The 19,403-nt window shown below is 70.0% G+C and carries 6 protein-coding genes and 1 pseudogene; all 7 read left to right on the forward strand.

What is annotated here, in order from left to right; all coding sequences use genetic code 11:
• Positions 1–245: 245 nt before the first annotated feature.
• The 7 genes and pseudogenes from purL (at position 246) to gspG (ending at position 19,243) form a co-directional block, all read left to right on the forward strand.
• Entirely contained in the window at positions 246–4,130 is a 3,885-nt protein-coding gene (gene purL, locus ACVOK1_RS17095) for a phosphoribosylformylglycinamidine synthase (RefSeq protein ID WP_200752806.1), read from the forward strand.
• Positions 4,131–4,574: 444 nt separating this feature from the next.
• Positions 4,575–6,074: pseudogene (locus tag ACVOK1_RS17100) on the forward strand (ESPR-type extended signal peptide-containing protein); the annotation flags it as partial.
• Positions 6,075–6,110: 36 nt separating this feature from the next.
• Entirely contained in the window at positions 6,111–13,625 is a 7,515-nt protein-coding gene (locus tag ACVOK1_RS17105) for an ESPR-type extended signal peptide-containing protein (RefSeq protein ID WP_481562758.1), read from the forward strand.
• 153 nt (positions 13,626–13,778) lie between these two features.
• Entirely contained in the window at positions 13,779–15,632 is a 1,854-nt protein-coding gene (locus ACVOK1_RS17110) for a S8 family peptidase (RefSeq protein ID WP_108767678.1), read from the forward strand.
• A gap of 148 nt (positions 15,633–15,780) precedes the next feature.
• On the forward strand, positions 15,781–17,502 hold the full coding sequence (gene gspE / locus ACVOK1_RS17115; protein ID WP_116864295.1) for a type II secretion system ATPase GspE: 1,722 nt from the start codon (positions 15,781–15,783) through the stop codon (positions 17,500–17,502).
• A gap of 24 nt (positions 17,503–17,526) precedes the next feature.
• Complete coding sequence (gene xpsF, locus ACVOK1_RS17120; RefSeq protein ID WP_481562757.1) at positions 17,527–18,750, forward strand: type II secretion system protein XpsF; 1,224 nt, start codon at positions 17,527–17,529, stop codon at positions 18,748–18,750.
• A gap of 49 nt (positions 18,751–18,799) precedes the next feature.
• The gene (gene gspG / locus ACVOK1_RS17125; RefSeq protein WP_108767681.1) at positions 18,800–19,243 is read left to right on the forward strand and encodes a type II secretion system major pseudopilin GspG; all 444 of its coding nucleotides are present in this window, start codon (positions 18,800–18,802) and stop codon (positions 19,241–19,243) included.
• Positions 19,244–19,403 lie beyond the last annotated feature (160 nt).

Genomic DNA, 19,403 nt, shown 5'->3' on the forward strand with positions numbered 1-19,403 from the left:
GGGGGGGGGGGGGGGGCCCGCCGCTCCCGGCCCTGCGTGGCGCGCCCCCCCCCCCCCCCCCGGGTGGGGGTGCGGCCGCCCCCCCCCCCCCCCCCCCCCCCCCCGCCATCTCCCAGGAAACCCGCTGTTGCTTCTGCTCTGGCGGTTGCCCTGGCCTCTGCGGGTGCCGGGCGCCGCCCGGCCAAAGCCCTCCCCCCGGTTCCGGTACAATGTCGGGCCCGTTTCCCAACTACGGTTCCCCGGACATGATGGTCCTCGAGGGCGCGCCCGCCCTGTCGCTGTTCCGCCGCGAACGCCTTGAATCCCGCCTGCAGTCCATCGCTCCCTCCCTGCGCATCAGCGGTGCCTGGCACGTCTACTTCGTCCAGCCCGAAGGCACGGCCGCCCCCGACGTGGCCACCCTGTGCCGCATCCTGGAAGCCCAGCCGCAGGCCGAGGCCATCGCCGACGGCGCCGTCAGCCGCATCGTCGTGCCCCGCCTGGGCACCCTGTCGCCCTGGTCCAGCAAGGCCACCGAACTGGTCCGCGGTGCCGGCCAGCCGGTCAGCCGGGTCGAGCGCGGCCTGCGCATCGACGTGCAGGGCTGGCCGACCGAGGCCGCCGCCCAGCAGGCGCTGGTCAAGGCCCTGCATGACCCGATGACCCAGTCGGTGCTGGACACCGTCGACCAGGGCCAGGCGCTGTTCACCACCCCGGCGCGGGGTGAACTGGAACGCGTGCCAGTGGACCAGCTTGAGGCCGCCAACCAGCGCCTCGGCCTGGCCATGGCCCAGGACGAGATCGACTACCTGCGCGAACGCTTCACCGCGCTGGGCCGCTCGCCGTCCGATGTCGAACTGATGATGTTCGCGCAGGCCAATTCCGAGCACTGCCGCCACAAGATCTTCAACGCCAGCTGGACCATCGACGGCCAGGAACAGGACCGTTCGCTGTTCCGGATGATCAAAAACACCCACCAGCAGACCCCGCAGCACACGCTCAGCGCGTACAGCGACAATGCCGCGGTGATCGAAGGCCACCCGGCCTCGCGCTACCGCCCCGATCCGGCCAGTGGCGAGTACCGCCGCGAACCGCAGGTGCCCAGCGCCTTCCAGATCAAGGTGGAAACGCACAACCACCCGACCGCGATCGCGCCGTTCCCGGGCGCTTCCACCGGCAACGGTGGCGAGATCCGCGACGAGGGTGCGACCGGCCGCGGTGGCAAGCCGAAGGCCGGCCTGTCCGGTTTCTCGGTCTCGCACCTGCGCATTCCCGAGCTGCCGCAGCCGTGGGAAGCGCCGCGCGCGCTGAACCCGCGCATGGCACCGGCGCTGGAAATCATGACCGACGGCCCGCTCGGCGGCGCCGCGTTCAACAACGAGTTCGGCCGCCCGAACCTGCTCGGCTACTTCCGCAGCTTCGAGCTGCCTGAAGGCGCCGATCTGGTCCGCGCCTACGACAAGCCGATCATGCTGGCCGGTGGCCTGGGCGCGATCGACCGCATCCAGGTCGACAAGATCCAGCTGCAGGCCGGTGATGCGGTCATCGTGCTCGGTGGCCCGGCGATGCTGATCGGCCTCGGTGGCGGTGCCGCCAGTTCGGTGGCCTCCGGCGAAAGCGCCGAGGACCTGGACTTCGCCAGCGTGCAGCGCGACAACCCGGAAATGGAACGCCGCTGCCAGGAGGTCATCGACCGCTGCGTGGCGATGGGCGCCAACAACCCGATCAAGTTCTTCCACGACGTCGGTGCCGGTGGCCTGTCCAATGCCATCCCCGAACTGCTGCACGACTCGAATGTCGGCGGCGTCATCGATCTGGGCAAGGTGCCCACCGACGATCCGTCGCTGTCGCCGATGCAGCTGTGGTGCAACGAATCGCAGGAACGCTACGTGCTGGGCGTGGCCCAGGAACGCCTGGCCGAGTTCGCCGCGCTGTGCGCGCGTGAGCGTTGCCCGTTCGCTGCCGTCGGCGTGGCCACCGCCGAAGAACACCTGGTCGTGGCCTACGGCGCCGTGCCGGGCCACACCCCGGCCGATGCGCCGATCGACCTGCCGATGGACGTGCTGTTCGGCAAGCCGCCGAAGATGCATCGCGACACCGCACACCCGCCGGCCCCGCGCTGGCCGGCGCTGAAGACCGGTGGCCTGGACCTGCAGGAAGCCGGCCTGCGCGTGCTCGCGCACCCGACCGTGGCCTCGAAGAACTTCCTGGTCACCATCGGTGACCGCAGCGTCGGTGGCCTGACCGCGCGCGAGCAGATGGTCGGCCCGTGGCAGCTGCCGGTGGCCGATGTGGCCATCACCCTGGCCGACTTCGACGGCGTGGCCGGCGAAGCCATGTCGCTGGGCGAGCGCACCCCGCTGGCCCTGCTCGATGCCGCGGCTTCGGCACGCATGGCCGTGGGCGAAGCGCTGACCAACCTGTGCGCGGCCCCGGTCGATGCACTGGATGAAATCAAGCTGTCGGCGAACTGGATGGCCGCTGCCGGCCACCCGGGCGAAGACGCGCTGCTGTACGACGCGGTGAAGGCCGTGGGCATGGAACTGTGCCCGCAGCTGGACATCAGCATTCCGGTGGGCAAGGACTCGCTGTCGATGCAGGCGCAGTGGCACGACCAGGGCGAAGCGCACAAGAGCGTGTCGCCGGTGTCGCTGGTCATCTCGGCATTCGCGCCGGTGGCCGACGTGCGCCAGCAGCTGACCCCGCTGCTCGACCGCGACGTGGACAGCGAGCTGTGGCTGATCGGCCTCGGTGCCGGCAAGCAGCGCCTGGGCGGTTCGATCCTGGCCCAGGTGCATGCCGACCACGGCGACCTGCCGGCCTTCGCCGGTGCTGCCCCGGACCTGGATGACCCGCAGCGCCTGCGTGGTTTCTTCGAACTGATCCGCGATGCGCGCCAGGCCGGTCTGCTGCTGGCCTACCACGACCGCAGCGACGGTGGTGCCTTCGCCGCGCTGTGCGAAATGGCCTTCACCTCGCGCCTTGGCCTGGACATCACCCTCGATGCCTGGGGCGATGATCCGTTCCGCAGCCTGTTCAACGAAGAACTGGGTGCGGTGGTGCAGATCGCCCGCGAAGACCGTGCGGCCTTCGCCGACCTGGTCGAGCGCCATGCACTGATCGAGTGCGCGCAGCGCATCGCCAAGCCGACCACCGCACCGGTGGTGCGCGTGTCGCTGGGCGGCGAGAACCTGGCCGAATGGCGCTGGGAAGCGCTGTTCGACGCCTGGTGGTCGGTCACCCACGCGATGCAGAAGCGCCGCGACAATCCGGCCAACGCCGATGCCGAGCGCGAGGTGGCGCGTGCGTTCAATGCGCCGGGCCTGAAGCCGAAGCTGAGCTTCGACCTCAACGAAGACGTGGCCGCGCCGTTCATCAGCACCGGTGCGCGTCCGCGCGTGGCCGTGCTGCGCGAACAGGGCGTCAACGGCCAGATCGAAATGGCCAACGCCTTCGAACGTGCCGGCTTCCGCGCCTACGACGTGCACATGAGCGACCTCATCGAAGGCCGCGTCGCCCTGCAGGAGTTCACCGGCCTGGTGGCCTGTGGCGGCTTCAGCTACGGCGACGTGCTCGGTGCCGGTCGTGGCTGGGCGACCTCGATCCTCGAGCGCAGCGCGCTGCGTGATGCCTTCGCCGCGTTCTTCGCCCGCGAGGACAGCTTCGCCCTGGGCGTGTGCAACGGCTGCCAGATGATGAGCCAGCTGAAGGACATCATCCCCGGTGCCGAGCACTGGCCGCAGTTCCGCCGCAACGCCAGCGAGCAGTTCGAAGCCCGCACCGCGCTGCTGGAAGTGGTGGAGTCGCCGTCGATCCTGCTGCGTGGCATGGCCGGTTCGCGCCTGCAGGTGGCGGTGGCGCATGGCGAAGGCCAGGCCGTGTTCGACAACGCCGTGGACCAGGCCACCGCGCGCGTGGCGCTGCGCTACGTCGACGGCAACGGCAACGTCGCCAGCCAGTACCCGCTGAACCCGAACGGTTCGCCGGACGGCATCACCGGCCTGACCAGTACCGACGGTCGCGTCACCATCATGATGCCGCACCCGGAACGCACGCCGCGTGCGCTCAACCTGAGCTGGGCCCCGGCCGAGTGGCAGGGTGATTCGCCGTGGATGCGCATGTTCCGCAACGCGCGGGTGTGGTGCGGCTGACCGCGCATCCGCCGCGCAGGCTGCAATGCGATGAAGTACGGAAAACCCGGCAGGCGACTGTCGGGTTTTTCTTTATGCGGGCAGAAAATCCTGCCGCAGCCATCAGTTACATGCATTTACATGACGCCGACATTTCGTCACGTGCAAGTAACAAAATCGCCGAATAAATAGGCGAAAAGGTGAACTGGTTCACGGCAATTGCATTTTCTGCGTCAAAGTCTTGACGACCCGGAAAGTTCACGTTAACACTTGGCCCCTGTTTCAAATCTGTTCATACCGCAGTAACCGCACGTCGCTCTGCGCCCGGTTTTCTGTCGCTGCGCGGCGTTCGGCAATACCCGCAGTAAATCACGCGAATAACGCCCTTGGGGGACGTTGGACCAGAAGGTCCGGCGATGGCGTTGCTTTGCCTAAAACCAGTCCAAAAAATCAGGAGCCGTACCGATGAATCGGATTTATCGCAAGGTCTGGAACAAAGCGTTGGGTCAGTTGGTGGTGGCCTCGGAACTGGCCTCTTCCGAAACCCGCGGTGGGGTCGTCGACCAGCGCCGCGATGCCGACCACGTCCGGCCGGTGACCCTGGCCGCAGCGCTTGCCCTGGCCATGGGACTGGCAGGCTCCGGCCTCGCCGCCGCACAGTCGGTGGAAGTGGGCGGCAACGCCAACTGCGTGACCCTCAGCAGCAGCTTGATCGACCAGTGCGTGGTCGACGGCAGCGCCAACGCCAGCGGCCGCAACGCGGTGGCCGTGGGCACCGGCAGCACTGCCAGCGCCGCCAACAGCGTCGCGTTGGGTGCCGGCTCCACTGCCAACCGCGCCAACACCGTGTCGGTGGGCGCAACCGGCAGCGAACGACAGATCACCAACGTGGCCGCAGGTACGGCGGCCACCGATGCGGTCAACCGCGCGCAGCTCGATGCGCAGGCGCAGGCCACCCAGGCCGCACTGGCCACCGTCACCGCGCAGGGCCGCCGCTACTTCAAGGCCGATGGTGCGGGCGATGACAGCGACGCCGCGCAGATCGATGGCGAAGGCGCACTGGCCGCTGGCGCATCGGCCACCGCCGATGGCGACGACACCACGGCGCTGGGCCACAACGCACAGGCGACCGCTGACAGCGCCACCGCCATCGGCGCGCAGTCGCAGGCCTCGGGCAGCGGCAGCACCAGCGTCGGCGCTGGCAGCACCGCCAGCGGCACCGCATCGGCCAGCTTCGGCGTCGGTGCCGAAGCCAGCGGCGGTTACAGCACCGCTCTGGGCGGCCTGTCCAACGCCTCGGCCTTCAACGCAACCGCGGTCGGCAACGCCGCCAACGCGAGCGGTTCCAACAGCGTGGCCGTCGGCGGCGATGCCGAAGCCAGCGGCGCCTACAGCACCGCCACCGGCCAGGGCAGCCTCGCCACCGGCACCAACTCGGTGGCCGTGGGTGGCGCGCTGTTCGGCCTGCTGCCGACCGAAGCTTCGGGCGATTACTCCACCGCCGTCGGTGGCGGCGCGTGGGCACCGGGCACCAATGCCACCGCATTGGGCAACGCCGCCGAAGCACAGGGCGCCAACAGCGTCGCGCTGGGTGCCGATTCGATCGCCGAGCGCGACAACACCGTCTCGGTCGGTGGCGCCGGCAACACCCGCCAGATCACCAACGTCGCTGCCGGTACCGAAGGCACCGACGCGGTGAACAAGGACCAGCTGGACGAGGTCGCCGCGACCGCGGAGAACACCCGCAAATACTTCCAGGCCAGTGGCAGCGACGACAGCGACGCCGGCGCCCTGGCCGAGGGCGACAGCGCGCTCGCCGCCGGTGAAGCAGCCAACGCCATCGGCGATGGTGCCACCGCGCTTGGCGGCGGTGCCGTGGCCATCGCCGCGCAGGCCACGGCGGTCGGCTACAACAGCCTGGCTACCGGCGAGAACGCCTCGGCCGTGGGCACCAACGCACAGGCCAGCGGCAGCGACAGCGCCGCGCTGGGCAGCGGTGCGGTGGCCAGTGAAACCAGCACCACCGCGACCGGCGCCGGTGCGCAGGCCACGGCGGTCTACAGCACCGCCAACGGTGCCGAAGCTGTTGCCAGCGGCGCGCAGTCGCTGTCCAGCGGCTTCCGCGCGGCGGCTTCGGCCGACGGCGCCACCGCCGTCGGCGGTTACAGCGAAGCCAGCGGCCGCCTCGGTTCGGCACTGGGTTATGGCACCGTCGCCAGCGGCGCCAACAGCACTGCTGCGGGCGTGTTCGCCACGGCCACCGGTGCCGGCGCCGTCGCCGTCGGTGAAGCCAGCGAAGCGACCGGCGACGAGAGCGTGGCCATCGGCGGCAGCACCTACTTCGGCCTGATCACCTCGCGCGCCAGCGGCTACGGTGCATCGGCCTATGGTGCCGGCGCATGGGCCACCGAAGACTATGCAACCGCGATCGGCTGGAACGCCTGGGCCGACGGCGCGCAGTCCACCGCGCTCGGTGCCAGCGCCACCGCCAACGGCAGCAACAGCGTTGCCCTCGGCGCGGCCTCGCAGGCCGACCGTGACAACACTGTGGCCGTGGGCAGCGATGGCAACGAACGCCAGGTGACCCATGTCGCCGCAGGCACCGAAGACACCGATGCGGTCAACGTCGGCCAGCTGAAGGACGTGGCTGCAGTCGCCGATACCACTGCCAAGCGCTTCCAGGCCACCGGCAGCAGCAACAGCGATGCCGGTGCACTGGCCGACGGTGACGACGCCCTCGCTGCCGGCGAGGCCGCCAATGCCATCGGCAACGGCGCCACCGCTGTCGGTGCCGGCGCGACCGCCGTCGCCCAGAACGCTACGGCCGTGGGCTACAACGCACTGGCCAGTGGCCGGAACAGTGCCGCCTTCGGCAACAACGCACAGGCCGCCGGCCCGGGCAGCGTCGCCGTCGGTGGCGCCGCCGTCGATGAAGACGGCAACCCGCTGATCACCAGCGGTGGCGTGCCGGTGGAAACCGGCGCCACCAGTGCTGGTGTCGGTGGTACCGCCGTCGGTGCCAGCGCCGAAGCCAGCGGTTTTGCCGCCTCGTCCTACGGTGTCGGCGCCTATGCCGCCGGCGCGCAGTCCTCGGCCTTCGGTGCGGTAGCCAATGCAGTGGGTGACTACTCCACCGCGCTGGGCACGCAGAGCAACGCCACCGGCACCAGCAGCGTGGCCATCGGTGGCCCGGCCGACCTGATCCCGGGCCTGGGCTTCTTCGTGCAGACCCAGGCCAGCGGCGAAGCCGCCACGGCCGTCGGTGCCGGTGCCATCGCCAGCGGCGATTACGCCGTGGCCAACGGCAGCCTGACCGAAGCCTCCGGCGCCGAATCGACGGCGGTGGGCTACTTCGCCTATGCGCCGGGCGAGAACGCCAGTGCGCTGGGTGCGCAGACCTGGGCCAGCGGTGCGCAGAGCACCGCCGTGGGCTACTACGCCACCGCGCGTGGCGCCAACAGCGTCGCCCTCGGTGCCAACTCCGAAGCGGTGCGCGACAACAGCGTGGCCGTCGGCAGCGAAGGCAACGATCGCCAGATCACCAACGTGGCCGCCGGTACCGAAGACACCGATGCGGTGAACAAGGGCCAGCTCGATGCGGTGGCCAGCACCGCCGATGCCACTGCGCACCTGTTCCAGGCGCAGCCGGAAAGCGGCAGCGATGCCGGTGCCACCGCCGAAGGCGAGGGTGCCGTCGCAGCCGGCGGCAACGCGCAGGCCGTGGGTGACCGTGCGGTCGCCGTAGGTGCCAGCGCATCGGCCACCGGCAACGACAGCAGCGCGGTCGGCAGCTACAGCAGCGCCAGTGCCGACGGCGCCTCCGCCTACGGTGCCAGCGCCTGGGCCACGGGCAGCAACGCCTCGGCCGTCGGCCAGGCGGCCTGGGCCAGCGCCAGCGATGCCACTGCGATCGGTGCGGACAGCTGGGCCAGCGGCGAAGGGGCAACGGCGGTCGGCCAGGGTGCGTTCGGCACCGGCAGCAACAGCGTCGCGGTCGGCGTGCAGGCACGCGGCAACAGCCAGGACAGCGTTGCTGTCGGCGGCAACAGTGCCGCATCGGGTGCCACCGCCACCGCACTGGGTGCCAACAGCAGCGCCACCGGCAGCAACTCCGTTGCCCTGGGTGCAGGCTCGCAGGCCAGCCGTGACAACAGCGTGGCTGTCGGCAGTACTGGCAACGAACGCCAGATCACCAGCGTGGCCGCGGGTACCGAAGACACCGATGCGGTGAACAAGGCCCAGCTCGATGCAGTGGCCGGCACCGCAGACACCACCGCGCGCTTCTTCCAGGCGCAGGGTGAGGAGGGCAGCGATGCCGGCGCCTACGCCGAAGGCGAAGGTGCGGTGGCTGCGGGTTCGGCCAGCAATGCGATCGGCGCAGGCGCGCTTGCGCAGGGCGCAGGTGCCGGTGCCATCGGCGCCGACACCGTGGCCCTGGGCCGCAACACTTTCGCCGACGGCGACGGTGCCGTCGCCATCGGTGGCCTCGGCCAGGCGTACGACGAGTACAACCAGCCGCTGCTGGATGACGAAGGCAATCCGGTGCAGGTCGGCACCACCGCCTCGGCCGGTTCCACTGCGGTGGGCAACGCCGCGCAGGCCACCGGCACCAGCAGCAGCGCCTTCGGCAATGCCGCGCAGGCGACCGGTGACAACAGCTTCGCCGCGGGCGGCAAGTCGCGCGCCACCGGCAGCTATGCCGTCGCCATCGGTGACAGCGCCTTCGCCAAGGCCGATGACAGCACCGCCGTCGGTGGTTACAGCACCGCCAGCGAGGAAGGCGCGACCGCCTTCGGTGCAGGTGCGTGGGCGACCGGTACCAACGCCTCGGCCTTCGGCCCGGCGGCCTGGGCCAGTGCCAACGGCGCGACCTCCATCGGCTACAACAGCTGGGCCAACGGTGTCAGCTCGACCGCCGTCGGCCGCGGTGCCTTCAGCTACGGCGATTACAGCCTGGCGCTGGGCTTCCAGGCACTTGGCAACAGCGTCAACAGCATCGCGGTGGGCACGAACACGGTTGCCGGTGGCGAAAGCGCCATCGCGCTCGGTGCCGGCAGCACCGCCAACGGCAACAATGCCGTGGCTCTCGGCCCAGGCTCGGTGGCTGACCGCGACCGCAGCGTGTCGGTCGGCAGCGCCGGCAGCGAACGCCAGGTCACCAACGTCGCCGCAGGCACCCAGGCCACCGATGCAGTGAACAAGGCCCAGCTGGATGCCGTGGCCGCCAGCGCAGGCACCGGAAACAAGTTCTTCCAGGCCAGCGGCAGCGACGACAGCGATGCCGGCGCCTACGTGGAAGGCGACAATGCCTTGGCCGCCGGCGAAGCCGCCAATGCCATCGGTGACGGCGCCATCGCACTGGGCAGCGGTGCCAATGCCATCGGCACCAACGCGCAGGCGATCGGCTTCAATGCCCTGGCCACGGCGGACAACGCCAGCGCCATCGGCGCCAACGCGCAGGCCACCGGCGAGTACGCCACCGCGCAGGGTGCGGAAAGCGAAGCCAGCGGCGAGCAAAGTGCCGCCTTCGGTGCTGCGGCCGTGTCCAGCGGTGCTGGCAGCACCGCTACCGGCGTGCTGTCCGAAGCCAGCGGTGAGGAAGCCGTGGCAGTGGGCTATTTCAGCAGCGCCAGCGGCGAAGCCGCCACCGCGGTCGGCAGCGAGAGCGTCGCCAGCGGTTCCGCTTCGGCGGCGTTCGGCATCGGTGCCGAAGCCACCGGCGGCTACAGCACCGCCATCGGCGGCTATGCCAACGCGTCGGCCTTCAACGCCACCGCGTTCGGCAACTTCGCCAACGCCTCCGGTTCCAACAGCGTGGCGCTCGGTGGCGATTCGGAAGCCTCCGGTGCCTATGCCACGGCCACCGGCCAGGGCAGCCTGGCCACTGGCGTGAACAGCGTGGCCATCGGTGGTTCGCTGTTCGGCCTGCTCGCCACCGAAGCGTCGGGTGATTACTCCACTGCGGTTGGTGGTGGTGCCTGGGCACCGGGCACCAACGCTACGGCACTGGGCAACGCCGCCGAAGCACAGGGCGCCAACAGCGTGGCCCTGGGTGCCGACTCGATTGCAGACCGCGACAACACGGTCTCGGTCGGCGGTGCTGGCAATACCCGCCAGATCACCAACGTCGCGGCCGGCACCGAAGGCACCGATGCGGTGAACAAGGACCAGCTGGATGCCGTCGCCGCCACTGCGGAGAACACCAGCAAGTACTTCCAGGCCAGCGGCAGCGACGACAGCGATGCCGGCGCCTATGTGGAAGGCGACAACGCACTGGCCGCCGGTGAGGCCGCCAATGCCATCGGCGACGGTGCCACCGCGCTCGGCAGTGGTGCCACCGCAGTGGCGGCCAACGCCACCGCGGTTGGCTTCAACAGCCTGGCGACCGGCGGCAACGCCGCGGCGATCGGCAACAACGCCCAGGCCACCGGCGAAGACAGCGCCGCCTTCGGCAGTGGTGCGGTCGCCAGCGAAACCAGCAGCACCGCCACCGGTGCCGGCGCGCAGGCCACGGCGGTCTACAGCACCGCCAACGGTGCCGAAGCCATCGCCAGCGGCGCGCAGTCACTGGCCAGCGGCTTCCGTGCCTCGGCCTCGGCCGATGGCACCACCGCCGTCGGCGGCTACAGCGAAGCCAGCGGTCGCCTCGGCTCCGCGCTGGGTTACGGCACCTTGGCCAGTGGTGCCAACAGCACCGCGGCCGGCGTGTTCGCCACCGCCAGCGGCGCCAGCTCCGTGGCCATGGGTGATTCCAGCGAAGCCACGGGCGATGAAAGCGTGGCCATCGGCGGCAGCACCTTCTTCGGGCTGATCCCGGCGCGTGCCAGCGGTTACGGTGCGGCGGCCTTCGGTGCCGGTGCCTGGGCGACCGACGATTACGCCACCGCCATCGGCTGGAACTCGTGGGCCGGCGCAGTGCAGTCCACCGCGCTCGGTGCCGGTGCCACCGCCAACGGCATCAACAGTGTCGCGCTGGGCGCAGGCTCCACGGCCGACCGTGACAACACGGTGGCCGTCGGCAGCGAGGGCGGCGAACGCCAGGTCACCCATGTGGCAGCGGGTACCGAAGGCACCGATGCGGTGAACAAGAACCAGCTGGATGCCGTGGCTGCTACTGCTGAACAGACCAGCAAGTACGTGCAAGCCAGTGGCAGCGCCGACAGCGATGCCGGTGCCTATGTGGAAGGCGACAACGCACTGGCTGCGGGTGAAGCCTCCAACGCCATCGGCAACGGCGCCTCCGCGCTGGGCAGCGGCGCCACCGCCCTGGCTGAAAATGCCACAGCGGTCGGCTTCAACAGCCTGGCCACCGGCGCCAATGCCGCGGCCGTCGGCAACGAGGCGCAGGCCACCGGCGAGAACAGTGCGGCCTACGGCAGCGGCGCGGTGGCCAGCGAGATCAGCAGCACCGCCACCGGCAACGCGGCGCAGGCCACGGGTGTCTACAGCACGGCCAACGGTGCCGAAGCCATCGCCAGCGGCGCGCAGTCGCTGGCCAGTGGCTTCCGCGCCTCCGCCACCGCCGATGGCACCACCGCCGTCGGTGGTTACAGCGAAGCCAGCGGCCGCCTCGGCACCGCACTGGGCTATGGCTCGGCGGCCACCGGCGCCAACACCACTGCGGTCGGCTTCGGTGCTGCCGCGGCCGGTGCCAACGCGGTGGCGATGGGCCAGTCCAGCGAAGCCACGGGTGATGAAAGCGTGGCCATCGGTGGCAGCACCTACTTCGGCCTGATCCCGGCGCGTGCCAGCGGTACCGGCGCGGCGGCCTTCGGTGCCGGCGCCTGGGCGACCAGCGACTACGCCAGCGCCATCGGCTGGAACGCCTGGGCCGACGCGACCGATGCCACCGCGCTGGGTGCCAACAGCACCGCCAGTGCGGCCAACAGCGTCGCGCTCGGCAACGGCTCGCAGGCCGACCGCGCCAATACGGTGTCGGTGGGCAACGCGGCCGCGCAGCGGCAGATCACCAACGTGGCCGCCGGTACTGAAACCACCGATGCGGTGAACAAGGGCCAGCTCGACGCTGTGGCCGCTACCGCCGATGCGGTCGGCCAGCGCTTCAAGGCCAATGGCAGTGGCGTGGCTACCGCCAGCGGCACCGATGCCGTGGCCGTGGGTTCGGGCGCGACTGCCAGCGGCAACCGCAGCAATGCCGTGGGCAGCAGCGCCAACGCCATCGGCAATGCATCGCTGGCGCTGGGTGCCAACAGCGCGGTCAGCGGCAACAACTCGGTGGCCCTGGGTGCCGGCGCGCGTGCGGTGGAGGCCAACGTGGTCTCGGTCGGTGGCGGCAACGGCACCGATGGTCCAGCCACCCGCCGCATCGTCAACGTGGCCGATGGCCGCATCGCCGCCGGCAGCAGCGACGCGGTCACCGGTTCGCAGCTCAACGTCACCAACCAGCGTGTGGGTGCGGTCGAAACCCGCGTCGGTGATTTCGACTCGCGCATCGCCACGGTGGAGTCCACCTCGGCCAACGCGGTGGCCTACGACGATGCCAGCCGCGACCAGCTGACCCTGTCCGGCATCGAAGGCACCGTCATCAACAACGTCGGCGCCGGCAGCATCGCGTCCGGCAGCCGCCAGGCGATCAACGGCGGCCAGCTGTTCCAGTCGCTCAGCGATGCCGCCAGCATCCTTGGCGGCGGTGCCAGCGTCGGCATGCAGGGGGTGTTCATCGCGCCGAACTACGTCATCCAGGGCTCGACCTACAGCAATGTCGGCGACGCACTGGGCGCACTGGACAGGAAGGTGAGCGAGCTTGACCAGCGCACTGCCGGTGGCACCAGCCGCACGGCAACGGCCAGCCTGCGCAGCGCCAGCGTGCAGGCGAGCACCGCCCAGGTCGCCACCGTGGCCGAGGCCGATGCAGTGGCCTCGCGGTCGAACGTGGTGGCCAAGCCCAGCGTCGAAGGTGCCACGGCGGCGCAGCCGGCCGTCGGTGCCAATGCAGTCGCCATGGGTGACGGCGCCGTCGCCAGCGGCGCTTCGTCCACGGCCATCGGCCAGGGCGCATCGGCCACCGCCGCCAACGCGGTTGCACTGGGCCAGGGCTCGGTCGCCGACCGCGCCAACACGGTGTCGGTGGGCAGCGAAGGCAACGAACGCCAGGTCACCAACGTGGCCGCAGGTACCGCGGCCACCGACGCGGTGAACAAGGGCCAGCTGGACCGCGGCATCACCACCGCCAACAGCTACACCGACAGCCGCGTGCAGGCCGTCGCCGACAGCTTCGATGTGTTCAAGGGCGAAGTGGATGGCCGCCTGCGCCACATGGATCGCCGCATCGACCGCCAGGGCGCGATGAGCGCGGCCATGCTCAACATGGCCACCAGTGCCGCCGGCATCCGCACCCAGAACCGGGTCGGCGTCGGCATCGGTTTCCAGGGCGGCGAATCGGCGATGTCGCTGGGCTACCAGCGTGCGATCAGCGATCGCGCCACGGTCACCCTCGGCGGTGCGTTCAGCAGTGACGACGCCTCGGTCGGCGTCGGTGCCGGCTTCGGTTGGTAAGGCAACAACGCGCCGGCGGTCACGCCGCCGGCGCTGCTTCTGCTACAGGGCCTGAGGGGAGGTCTCGGCAACCCCGGCTCGGCCAGCCGGGATCCGTCAAGGATTGATGGCCGCAGTGTTGGATCCAACCATGACCCAGAAGAGGAATGTGACGTGATCAATAAGCAGAACCTTCGCATCAACGTGCTTGCCGCCGCCCTGCTGTCGGTGACCGCCGCAGGCGCGGTCCACGCTGCCGGCCTGCCGACCCGCGAGCCGGTGCGCCAGGCCAGCACCGCCGAAGCGGGCACCGACCGCATCATCGTGATGTATGAGAAGGGCACCCTGGCCGCCAGCGACCGCTCGGCCAAGCTGTCCACCGTACAGTCCGCACTCACCCGCGCCAGCCTGTCCGGTGGCACCAGCCGCGCCAGCGCGATGGGCCCGCAGGTGGTGCGCAAGCTCGGCATCGGCGCCGACGTGATCCGCCTGAAGGGCCGCCTGGCCCCGGCGGAACTGCAGCGCGTGCTGAAGGAGCTCAAGGCCGATCCGTCGGTCAAGTACGCCGAAGCCGACGTCAAGCTGCGCCGCACCGAGCTGCGCGCGGGCGACGTGAAGCCGGCCCTGGTGCCGAACGATCCCTACTACGCGCAGTACCAGTGGCACCTGAGCAACCCGACCGGTGGCATCAACGCGCCGTCGGCGTGGGACGTCTCGCAGGGCGAGGGCGTGGTCGTTGCCGTGCTCGATACCGGCATCCTGCCGCAGCACCCGGACCTGGTCGGCAACCTGCTGCCGGGCTACGACTTCATCAGCGACGCCGAGACCTCGCGCCGTGCCACCGACGACCGCGTGCCGGGTGCACAGGACTACGGTGACTGGGTCGAGAACGCCAACGAGTGCTACAACGGCTCGCAGCCGGAAGACAGCTCCTGGCACGGTACCCACGTGGCGGGCACCGTCGCCGAGCAGACCAACAACGGCGTCGGCATGGCCGGTGTCGCACACAAGGCCAAGGTCCTGCCGGTGCGCGTGCTCGGCAAGTGCGGTGGCTACCTCTCCGACATCACCGACGCGATCACCTGGGCGTCCGGTGGCACCGTCGCCGGCATTCCCGCCAACACCAATCCGGCTGAAATCATCAACATGAGCCTGGGCGGCAGCGGTGCCTGCGCAGGCGCCTACCAGGATGCGATCAGCGGCGCGATCTCGCGTGGCACCACCGTGGTGGTGGCCGCCGGCAACGACACCGACAACGCCGCCAACTACCGCCCGGCCAGCTGCGACGGCGTGGTGACCGTGGGTGCGACGCGCATCACCGGTGGCATCACCTACTACTCCAACTACGGTACGCGCGTGGACCTGTCCGGTCCGGGCGGCGGCGGCAGCGTGGACGGCAACCCGGGTGGTTTCATCTGGCAGGCCGGTTCGGATGCGGCAACCACCCCCGATTCGGGCGCCTACAGCTACATGGGCATGGGCGGTACCTCGATGGCCTCGCCGCACGTGGCCGGCGTCGCTGCACTGGTGCAGAGCGCGCTCATCGCCAGTGGCAAGGATCCGCTGACCCCGGCGGCGATGCGCACGCTGCTGAAGGAAACCGCGCGTCCGTTCCCGGTCACCATTCCGGCATCGACCCCGATCGGCACCGGCATCGTCGACGCCAAGGCCGCGCTGGCCAAGGCCCTGGCCGAACCGTGCACCGAGAACTGCGAACCGGAAGGCATCCCGCTGACCAACAAGGTGGCCCTCGCCGGTGTTGCCGGCGCGACCGGCAGCGAGACCGTGTACACCTTCGAAGCCGTCGCCGGCAAGCAGCTGAGCGTGCTGACCTACGGTGGCACCGGTAACGTCTCGGTGTACGTGGCGCAGGGCCGCGTGCCGACCGCCACCGACAACGACGCCAAGTCGAGCCGTCCGGGCAACACCGAAACCGTGCGCGTGGCCAAGCCGGTGGCCGGCACCTACTACGTGAAGGTGGTGGGCGAAGCGGCCTTCAACGGCGTGACCATCCTGGCCACCCAGTAAGGGCCACGGTTGCACGCAATGTCGTAAGTGAATTGACGACGCCCGTTACCGGAAGGTGACGGGCGTCGTCTTTCGTGGTCCTGCACGCACAAGGCAGCGGAAGTCCGGGCTGAACTGCTAAAGTCGGGAGGATCGACAGGAGAGTCATGTGAACGCGCTCGCTGCCACCGCCATCGACGACGCCGAAGGCCGCATCCTCGATGCGCTGCTGGCGCGCGGGCGCCTCAAGGAAGGGGACCTGGCGCGTGCACGCCCGCTGCATGCCGAAGCCGGTGGCAGCCTGCTGGGCCTGCTGGTGCGGCTGGGGCTGGTGTCCGAACGTGACCAGGCGCAGACCAGCGCCGACGTGCTCGGCCTGCCGCTGCTGGAAGCGAAACAGCTGCCCGAGGCACCGCCGCAGTCGCTGGCCGAAGGCCTGCCGTTGTCGCTGCGTTTCCTCAAGCAGTTCCACGTCTGCCCGCTGGCGCTGGATGAACATGGCGTACGCCTGTGGCTGGCCGATGCCCACGACGCCTACCCGCAGCAGGCCGTGCAGCTGGCGCTGGGCGTGCCGGTCAGCCCGGTGCTGGGCATGCGCGCGGAGATCGACGACCTGGTCGAGCGCTGGTTCGGCCAGGGCCGCAGCGCGATGGGCGCCATCGTGGAAACCGCCGATGGCGAAGGCGGCGCGGTCGATGACATCGAACACCTGCGCGACCTCGCTTCCGAAGCGCCGGTCATCCGCCTGGTCAACCTGGTGATCCAGCGTGCGGTGGAACTGCGCGCCTCGGACATCCACGTCGAACCCTTCGAGAACCGCCTGAAGGTGCGTTACCGCGTCGATGGCGTGCTGGTGGAAGGCGAAAGCCCGCCAGCCAACCTCACCGCCGCGGTCATCAGCCGCATCAAGATCATGGCCCGGCTCAACATCGCCGAGCGCCGCCTGCCGCAGGACGGCCGCATCATGCTGCGCGTGCAGGGCAAGGAACTGGACCTGCGCGTAAGCACCGTGCCGACCGCGCATGGCGAAAGCGTGGTGATGCGACTGCTGGACCGCGAGACCGTCGTGTTCGATTTCCACCGGCTCGGTTTCACCGATGCGTTCCTGCCGCAGTTCCGCAAGGTGCTGGAACAGCCGCACGGCATCCTGCTGGTCACCGGCCCGACCGGTTCGGGCAAGACCACCACGCTGTACACCGCGCTGAGCCAGCTCAACACCGCCGACGTCAAGATCATCACGGTCGAGGATCCGGTCGAATACCAGATCGAAGGCATCAACCAGATCCAGGCCAAGCCGCAGATCGGCCTGGATTTCGCCAACGCGCTGCGCAGCATCGTGCGCCAGGATCCGGACATCATCATGATCGGCGAAATGCGCGACCTGGAAACCGCGCGCATCGCCATCCAGTCGGCGCTGACCGGCCACCTGGTGCTGTCCACGCTGCACACCAACAACGCAGCCGGCGGCATCACCCGCCTGCTCGACATGGGCGTGGAGGATTACCTGCTCACGTCCACCATCAACGGCATCCTCGCCCAGCGCCTGGTGCGCCGCCTGGAACCCACCCACGCCGAGCGCTACGAAGCCTCGCCGGAGGAGATCGAACGTTTCGAACTGCGCCGCCTGCAGCCGCAGGGGCCGATCCACCTGTTCCGTCCGAAGCCCTCGGCACTGGCACCGACCGGTTACCTGGGCCGCACCACCATCATGGAATTCTTGGTGATGAACGACGCGCTGCGGCGCGCGGTGATGCGTCGCGACGGCATGGGCGAGATCGAACGCATCGCCCGCGAGGCCGGCATGCGCACCATGTACGAAGACGGCCTGTCCAAGGCCCTGAGCGGGCAGACGACCATCGAGGAAGTCCTGCGCGTGACCGAGGAGGGTTGATGCGCGCGGGAGATCGACGCTGACATGCCCACCTATCGTTACAAGGCACTGAATCCGCACGGCGAAATCTTCGACGGGCAGATGGAAGCGGCCAGCGAGGCCGAGCTGATCGCCCGCCTGCAGGACCAGGGCCATCTGCCGATGGAAACGCGCCTGGCCGCCGAGGGTGGCGGGGTAGGGGGCAGCAGCCTGGGTAACCTGTTCCGCCCGCGTCCGCTGCAGGGCGCGGCGCTGCTGCAGTTCACCCAGCAGCTGTCGACCCTGCTCGGCGCCGGCCAGCCGCTGGACCGCGCGCTGTCGATCCTGCTCGGCCTGCCCGAGGACGAACGTTCGCGGCGCGCGATCACCGACATCCGCGACGTGGTGCGCGGCGGTGCGCCGCTGTCGACCGCGCTGGAACGGCAACACGGCCTGTTCTCGCGCCTGTACGTGAACATGGTGCGCGCCGGTGAAGCCGGTGGCAGCCTGCACGAGACCCTGCAGCGCCTGGCCGATTACCTTGAACGCAGCCGCGCGCTGCAGGGCAAGGTGGTCAACGCGCTGGTCTACCCGGCCATCCTGCTGGTGGTGGTCGGTGGTGCGCTGCTGTTCCTGCTTGGCTACGTGGTGCCGCAGTTCGCGCAGATGTATGAAAGCCTGGACGTGGCGCTGCCGTGGTTCACCAACGCGGTGCTGCAGCTGGGCCTGTTCGTGCGTGACTGGTGGATCCTGCTGCTGGTGGTGCCGGCGGTGCTGGCGCTGCTGCTGGAACGCCAGTTCCGCCAGCCCGCCGCGCGCCTGGCGCTGGATGGCTGGCTGCTGCAGCGCCGCGGCATCGGCCGCCTGCTGGGCGAACTGGAAACCGCGCGCCTGGCCCGCACCCTCGGTACGCTGCTGCGCAACGGCGTGCCGCTGCTGGGTGCGCTGGGCATTGCCCGCAACGTCCTGGGCAATCGTGCGCTGGCCGCTGACCTGGACACCGCCGCCGACGAAGTGAAGAACGGTGCTGGCCTGTCGCTGGCGCTGTCGCGCGGCAAGCGCTTCCCGCGCCTGGCCCTGCAGATGATCCAGGTCGGCGAGGAATCCGGCGCGCTCGACACCATGCTGCTGAAGGCCGCCGACACCTTCGAACAGGACAGCGCCCGCCGCATCGACCGCCTGCTGGCGGCGATGGTGCCGGCCATCACCCTGGTGCTGGCCTCGGTGGTCGGCGCGGTCATCGTGGCCGTGCTGGTACCGCTGTACGACCTCACCAACGCCATCGGTTGATGATGGCTTTCCCTGCAACCCCGACTCACCGCAACTGAAAGGACCGACCATGCTTGCTTCCCGTCGCCCGATCCGCCTGTCCTTCGCCAGCGCACGCCACCAGACCGGCATGAGCCTGCTGGAAATCATCATCGTCATCGTGCTGATCGGCGCGGTGCTGACCCTGGTCGCCAGCCGCGTGCTCGGCGGCGCCGACCGCGGCAAGGCGAACATCGCCAAGGCGCAGGTGCAGACCGTCGCCTCGAAGATCGACAACTACCAGATCGACACCGGCAAGCTGCCCGGTTCGCTCAATGACCTGGTGACCTCGCCGGCCGGTGTCGGTGGCTGGCTGGGTCCGTATGCCAAGCCTGCCGATCTGAACGACCCGTGGGGCCACGCGCTGGAATACCGCGCGCCGGGCGAAGGCCAGGCCTACGAGCTGATCAGCCTGGGCAAGGACGGCAAGACCGGCGGCAGCAGCGTCGACGCCGATATCCGCTACGAGCCGTAATCCCGCATGACGCCGTACCTGCCGCGCCGGCTACCCGGCCCGGGGGGCGGGCGGGCGGGGCGGGCCCGGCGGGGGGGGGGGGGGGGGGGGGGGGGGGGAGCGGGGGGGGCGGGCGCGCGGGGGGCGCACCGCGGCCGGCCGGGGGGGGGGGGTGGCCGGG

It is taken from the genome of Stenotrophomonas sp. STEN087, from assembly GCF_056759115.1.